Origin of the sequence: Streptomyces bambusae (assembly GCF_019400985.1) — a bacterium.
GTDB classification, from domain to species: domain Bacteria; phylum Actinomycetota; class Actinomycetes; order Streptomycetales; family Streptomycetaceae; genus Streptomyces; species Streptomyces bambusae_A.
The window spans coordinates 1-6,692 of sequence record NZ_WTFF01000370.1; the positions used below are offsets into that span (position 1 = coordinate 1).

Annotated in this window: 4 protein-coding genes and 1 pseudogene; 3 read left to right on the plus strand and 2 right to left on the minus strand. The window is 71.4% G+C overall.

What is annotated here, in order from left to right:
* The 3 genes from GPJ59_RS31655 to GPJ59_RS31665 form a co-directional block, all read left to right on the plus strand.
* A partial coding sequence (locus GPJ59_RS31655) for a nucleotidyltransferase family protein (RefSeq protein ID WP_219671360.1) occupies positions 1-529 on the plus strand: 529 nt, incomplete at its 5' end.
* A 251-nt stretch (positions 530-780) separates the two neighbouring features.
* Positions 781-2,400 carry a malate synthase A gene (aceB, locus tag GPJ59_RS31660; RefSeq protein ID WP_219671361.1) on the plus strand — a complete coding sequence of 540 codons (1,620 nt, stop codon included), beginning with the start codon at positions 781-783 and terminating at the stop codon, positions 2,398-2,400.
* A gap of 443 nt (positions 2,401-2,843) precedes the next feature.
* Positions 2,844-3,965 carry a GDSL-type esterase/lipase family protein gene (locus GPJ59_RS31665; protein ID WP_258025220.1) on the plus strand — a complete coding sequence of 374 codons (1,122 nt, stop codon included), beginning with the start codon at positions 2,844-2,846 and terminating at the stop codon, positions 3,963-3,965.
* 79 nt (positions 3,966-4,044) lie between these two features.
* Here GPJ59_RS31665 and GPJ59_RS31670 read toward each other — a convergent pair.
* Together GPJ59_RS31670 and GPJ59_RS31675 are read right to left on the minus strand one after the other, a co-directional pair.
* Positions 4,045-4,765: pseudogene (locus GPJ59_RS31670) on the minus strand (solute carrier family 23 protein); the annotation flags it as partial.
* A gap of 151 nt (positions 4,766-4,916) precedes the next feature.
* Positions 4,917-6,311: an 8-oxoguanine deaminase gene (locus GPJ59_RS31675; RefSeq protein ID WP_219671363.1), complete on the minus strand. Its 1,395-nt coding sequence runs from the start codon at positions 6,309-6,311 to the stop codon at positions 4,917-4,919.
* Positions 6,312-6,692: the final 381 nt, after the last annotated feature.

Below are 6,692 nucleotides of genomic sequence, written 5' to 3' on the forward strand. Positions count from 1 at the left end.
CCCCAAGGCGCTGCTGCCCTACCGCGGCCGCCCCTTGGTCGAGAACGCCGTCCGCGTGCTGCGGGAGGCCGGCTGCGGCCCGCTGCACGTGGTGCTCGGCGCCGCGGCGGCCGAGGTGCGCGAGCGCGCCGACCTGACCGGGTGCGTGGTGGTCGACAACCCGGACTGGGCCGAGGGCATGGGCTCCTCCCTGCGGGTCGGACTGGCCTCGCTGGCCGGCACCGGCGCCGCGGCGGCCCTGGTCTCCCTGGTGGACCAGCCGGGGATCGGCGCGGCGGCGGTGGCGCGGGTCCGGGCGGCGTACCGCTCCCCGGCCTCGCTGGTGGCGGCGGCGTACGACGGCGAGCGCGGGCACCCCGTGCTGTTCGGCGCGGACCGCTGGGCGGACATCGCGGCGACGGCGACCGGCGACAAGGGCGCGCGCGTCCACCTGACACGACACGCCGGGGAGCTCACCCTGGTGGAGTGCGGGGACGTGGCGGAGGCCTACGACATCGACACCCCGCCCGACCTGGAGCGGCTGGCCTGAGCACGGCGTGACCGCGGTGGCACCCAGGGCCACCACGGCCCATGATCTGTCGACCCGGAGAATCTCGACATCAACAAACCATTGAACTTCCACCATGAGGAAATTACTATCCACAGGTCAGAAGCGCCCTGAACCACAGACGGCGCCCGCGACCGTACTCCGGAGCTCTCCCCTTCCGGCGGCACTGCGTGCCGTCTCGCGCGAGCATTCCCCCGCGGCCGCCAGGCACCGCCGCTGAAGGAGTGACAGATATGTCCGCACCAGCGCCGTCCCCGCTGGCCATCGTCGACGCCGAGCCCCTGCCACGGCAGGACGAGGTCCTCACCGATGCGGCACTCGCCTTCGTGGCCGAGCTGCACCGGCGGTTCACCCCCCGCCGGGACGAACTCCTCGCCCGCCGCGCCGAACGCCGCGCCGAGATCGCCCGCACCTCCCACCTGGACTTCCTCCCGGACACCGCACAGGTCCGCGAGGGGGACTGGAAGGTGGCGCCGGCGCCGGCCGCGCTGAACGACCGGCGCGTGGAGATCACCGGTCCGACCGACCGCAAGATGACCGTCAACGCCCTGAACTCGGGCGCCAGGGTCTGGCTCGCCGACTTCGAGGACGCCTCCGCGCCCACCTGGGAGAACGTCGTCCTCGGCCAGCTCAACCTGATCGACGCCTACGAGCGCCGGATCGACTTCACCGACGCCCGCACGGGCAAGTCGTACGCGCTGAAGCCCGCCGAGGAGCTCGCCACCGTCGTGATGCGCCCGCGCGGCTGGCACCTGGAGGAGCGCCACCTGCAGGTCGACGGCCGCCCGGTGCCGGGCGCGCTGGTCGACTTCGGCCTGTACTTCTTCCACAACGCCCAGCGCCTGATCGACCTCGGCAAGGGCCCGTACTTCTACCTCCCGAAGACGGAGTCGCACCTGGAGGCGCGCCTCTGGAACGAGATCTTCGTCTTCGCCCAGGACTACGTCGGCATCCCGCAGGGCACCGTCCGCGCCACCGTGCTGATCGAGACGATCACGGCCGCGTACGAGATGGAGGAGATCCTCTACGAGCTGCGCGACCACGCGGCCGGGCTGAACGCGGGCCGCTGGGACTACCTCTTCTCCATCGTCAAGAACTTCCGTGACGGCGGCGAGAAGTTCGTCCTGCCGGACCGCAACGCGGTCACGATGACGGCCCCGTTCATGCGCGCGTACACCGAACTCCTGGTCCGCACCTGCCACAAGCGCGGCGCGCACGCCATCGGCGGCATGGCGGCCTTCATCCCGTCCCGCAAGGACGCCGAGGTCAACAAGGTGGCCTTCGAGAAGGTCAAGGCGGACAAGGACCGCGAGGCGGGCGACGGCTTCGACGGCTCCTGGGTCGCCCACCCCGACCTGGTCCCGATCGCGATGGCCTCCTTCGACGCGGTCCTGGGCGAGAAGCCGAACCAGAAGGACCGCCTCCGCGAGGACGTCTCGGTGGCCCCCGGCGACCTGATCGCGATCGACTCGCTGGACGCGAGGCCCACGTACGAGGGCCTGCGCAACGCCGTCCAGGTCGGCATCCGCTACATCGAGGCCTGGCTGCGCGGCCTGGGCGCGGTCGCCATCTTCAACCTGATGGAGGACGCGGCCACCGCCGAGATCTCCCGCTCGCAGATCTGGCAGTGGATCAACGCGGGTGTCGTCTTCGAGAACGGCCGGCTCGCCACCGCCGAGCTGGCCCGCGAGGTCGCCGCCGAGGAACTGGCCGCCATCCGCGCCGAGATCGGCGAGGAGGCCTTCGCGGCGGGCAAGTGGCAGCAGGCCCACGACCTCCTCCTCCAGGTCTCCCTGGACGCGGACTACGCGGACTTCCTGACCCTCCCGGCCTACGAGCAGCTCGTCGGCTGACCCCGGCCCGCGGGTCCGGCTGACGCGCACAGCAGTCGCATCCGACCACGAAAGCCCCCGGTACCACCCGAAGTGGTACCGGGGGCTTTCGTCATGTCCGCTTCGCCACGCCTGGTTGGACATGCCCGGTTCGCCATGTCCGGTTCCGTCACGTCCTGTTGAGACTCGTCCGGTTCACAACCTTCATAACCCTGCACAGATCCCGAACGACCGGTCGGTTGTTACGTCATCGTAATCCGCGGCTACCTAGCGGTAACAACGTGCTCCGTGTCACCTTTCCGGTGCCACCGGCCGGCGGTACCCCCACTTCCCCCAGCCATGCGTCGAAGTCGTTCCCGGGCTTCGGCATGGCCGAGCGCAGGAGTTCCGCCGTGATCGGATTCCGCACCGCAAGCAGATCGAAGAGGTCCCGCAGCCGTCTGAGACGGCTGGCCGCAGCCGGCATGGCCGTACCGCTCGCCCTCGGCGCCGTGTTCACGGCCGGGGCGGGCACCGCGGTGGCCGGCCCCGGCCAGGGGCCCACCGCCGTGGTGTCCCTCGGCGACAGCTACATATCCGGTGAGGCCGGGCGCTGGAAGGGCAACAGCCTGACCAACTCCGGCAGCCGCGACGGCACCGACAAGGCGTGGGTGAGCGGCTCCACCTACGACCCCGCGAAGGTGTACGGCACGACGGCGGCCAACGGCTGCCACCGCTCGGACTCGGCCGAGGTCAAGAGCGCCGGCCCGGTCGCCGACGTGGCGATCAACCTGGCGTGCTCCGGCGCGACCACGGACAACGTCTTCCGCGCCGTGAGCGGCGGAGTCGGCTTCAAGGGCGAGGCGCCCCAGGCCGATCAGCTCGCCGCGGTGGCCGCGAGCCACGACGTCAAGCTGATCACGCTCTCCATCGGCGGCAACGACCTCGGCTTCGCCGACATCATCAAGGAGTGCGCGTACGACTTCGTCGTCTGGTACTCGTACTGCTACGACGACCAGCAGTACGCCGTGGACCAGAAGATCGACGGCGTGATGGCGAAGGTCGGCAAGGCCGTGGACGAGATCCGGGCCGTGATGGCGGCCGCCGGGTACGCGAACGGCGACTACCGGATCGTCTTGCAATCCTACCCGTCGCCGATCCCGCGGGGCGCCGAGAACCGCCACCCGCAGAGCGACTGGAGCCGGCTGAACACCGGCGGGTGCCCCTTCTGGGACCGGGACTCCGACTGGGCGCGCGACTCCCTCATCCCGCAGCTCGCCAACCGGATCGGGGGCGTCGCCCGGGCCAAGGGCGTGCAGTTCCTGGACCTACGGGACATGCTCCAGGGGCGCGAGGTGTGCGCCAAGGCGAGCAAGCTGGTGAGCCCGACGGCGCCGGCGTCGGCGCGGACGAGCGAATGGGCGCGCTGGATCGACAGCAACGAGACGCAGGGCCCGGTGCAGGAGTCCATGCACCCCAACCACTACGGACAGCTGGCCCTGGGCCGCTGCCTCGCCCTGCTGAACGCCAAGCCCTCGGGTGACTTCTCCTGCAGGAACACCGCCGGCGGCGACCACACCGGGATGTACCTGACCCCGGCGCCGTAGCGCCCGCCGCGAGGCGGCGGCCGTGTCACTCCCGCAGTGGGTGGCACGGCCGCCGCCGTACGGCCTTCGGCGCGCCGGGTCAGTGCACGGGCACCGGGTCCGGCGCCGGTGCGGCCCGCTTCGCGCCGAGGTGGTTGAAGGCCAGGTTGAGCAGGACGGCCGTCACACAGCCGGTGCTGATGCCCGGGTCGAGCACGACCAGCAGGTCCTCGGGGAAGGCGTGGTAGAAGTCCGGCGCCGCGATCGGGATCAGGCCGATGCCCACGGACGCGGCGACGATCAGCGCGTTCTCGCCGCGCTCCATGGCCGCGCCCGCCAGGGTCTGGATGCCGCTGGCCGCTACCGAGCCGAACAGGACGATGCCCGCGCCGCCGAGGACCGGCAGCGGGACCAGGGCGATGACCGACGCGGCCTTCGGGCACAGGCCGAGCAGGATCAGGATGCCGCCGCCGGTAGCGACCACGAACCGGGAGCGCACCTTGGTCATCGCGACGAGGCCGATGTTCTGGGCGAAGGCGCTGCACATGAAGCCGTTGAAGAGCGGGCTGAGCGCGCTGCCGAACGTGTCGGCCCGCAGGCCGCCCTCGATGGCCCGGGCGTCCGCCGGCCGGCCGACGATCCGGCCGAGGGCGAGGATGTCGGCGGTGGACTCGGTCATGCAGACGAGCATGACGATGCACATGGTGCCCCTTGCCGATGGCGATCATCGGGGTCACTCCGGCGAAGGAGACGCCGTTGACGAAGGGGAGCCGGGCGCCGATCTTCCAGAAGCCGAGCGTCTGGAGGAGGGTGGCGAGGCCGGTGTGTGGTGGTGGCACGAGTCACCGCCCCGGGCGGCGCCCTCGGTGAACCTCAGGCACCGCCCGGGAACGGCTGCCGTGGACCCCGCTCGGGTCCACGGCCACCGGCCGGGGGCCGTCCCCCCCGACCGGATTCCTCCAGGGGGGAGGTTCAGCCCTGCGCGGTGATCCGCGCGAGGCGCTGGGCCTCTTCCCGGGTGGACACCGCGATGGCGTCCTCGTCGGCGAAGAGCAGGCGGTTGTTCTCGACGATCTGCTTGCCGTTGACGAACGACGCGGTCACCGGGGCGGCCGCACCGAAGACCAGGGCGGTGACCGGGTCGGCGATCGAGGAGTGCAGGAAGGTGCTCAGGTTCCACAGCACCAGGTCGGCGAGCTTGCCGGCCTCCAGCGAACCGATGTTGTCGGCCCGGCCGAGGACCTGGGCCCCGCCGTAGGTGCCCAGGCGCAGGGCCTGGCGGGCGTTGAGCGCGCGCTCGCGGTGCACCGGGTTGAGGCGGTTGATCAGCAGCGCGTTGCGCAGCTCGGTGTGCAGCTCACCGGACTCGTTGGAGGCGGTGCCGTCCACGCCGAGGCCGACCGGGACGCCGGCGGCCAGCATGTCGGGGACGCGGGCGATGCCGGCGGCCAGCCGGGCGTTGGAGGACGGGCAGTGCGCGACACCGGTCTTGGTCCGGGCGAACGCGGCGATGTCGGAGTCGTTCATGTGGACGCTGTGCGCCATCCACACGTCCTCGCCGAGCCAGCCGGTGGTCTCGAAGTAGTCGGTCGGGCCCATGCCGAACAGTTCCTTGCAGAACTGCTCCTCCTCGACCGTTTCGGAGCCGTGCGTGTGCAGGCGTACTCCGAGGCGGCGGGCCAGCTCGGCGCCCTGCTTCAGCAGCTCGGTGGAGACCGAGAAGGGGGAGCAGGGGGCGACGGCGACCTGGGTCATCGCGTCGAAGGAGGCGTCGTGGTGCTTCTTGACGGTCTCCTCGGTCGCGGCGAGCGCGCCTTCGAGGGTCTCGACGGCGAAGTCCGGCGGCAGGCCGCCGTCCTTCTCGCTGCGGTCCATGGAGCCGCGGGCGAGGGTGAACCGTACGCCCATCTCGGACGCCGCGCGGATGATCGCGCCGGAGAGGTCGCCGGAGCCCTTGGGGAAGACGTAGTGGTGGTCCATCGCGGTGGTGACACCGCCGCGGGCCATCGCGGCCAGGGAGCCCTGGGCGGCCGAGTAGGCCATCTGCTCGTCGATGCGCGACCAGGTCGGGTACAGCGCCACGAGCCAGTTGAAGAGGTTGTGGTCGGTGGCCAGGCCGCGCGTGATCCACTGGTAGAAGTGGTGGTGCGTGTTGACCAGGCCGGGGGTGACGAGGTGACCCGTCCCGTCGATGCGGCGGACCACGTTGTCGAGGTTCTCGGGGGCCTTGCCCGCACCGATGGACTCGATCTTGTTGCCGGCGATGACGATGTGACCCGAGGCGTACTCGGTGTCGTCGGCGTCGACGGTCGCGATCGCACAGTTCTCGATGACGATGCGCCGGGCCGCGCTGTCAGTGGCTGCCATGGGGCTTCCTCGTGCTTTCAGTGGCGGTGCGGGCACGGCAGGACCCAGGGGATTTGAGTGCCGAAACCGGGGGCCTGGCAGCTGACAGTACTGCCGCCCCGTGTGATGCTCCGGGTGCCGAGTTCAGGAAGTTCGGGGTGTCGCGGGTGGAGGCGGGGGTGGAGGCGGGGGGGGGGGGGGCGTGTTCCGGGGGCCCCGGCGGGGCCCCGGGGCCGGGGCGGCCGGCGGCGGCGGGGGGTGGCGGGATCGGGGTTTGGGCTGTTCACCCGGGCGGGGGGGTGGGGGCCCCTCCCCAGGGACCGGGCCTCGGACAGACAGCGCATCCGGGTGGGGGGGCAGGAAACCTCCGTTGTGGTCATTGAGCCCAAGGGCTCCAGGGCG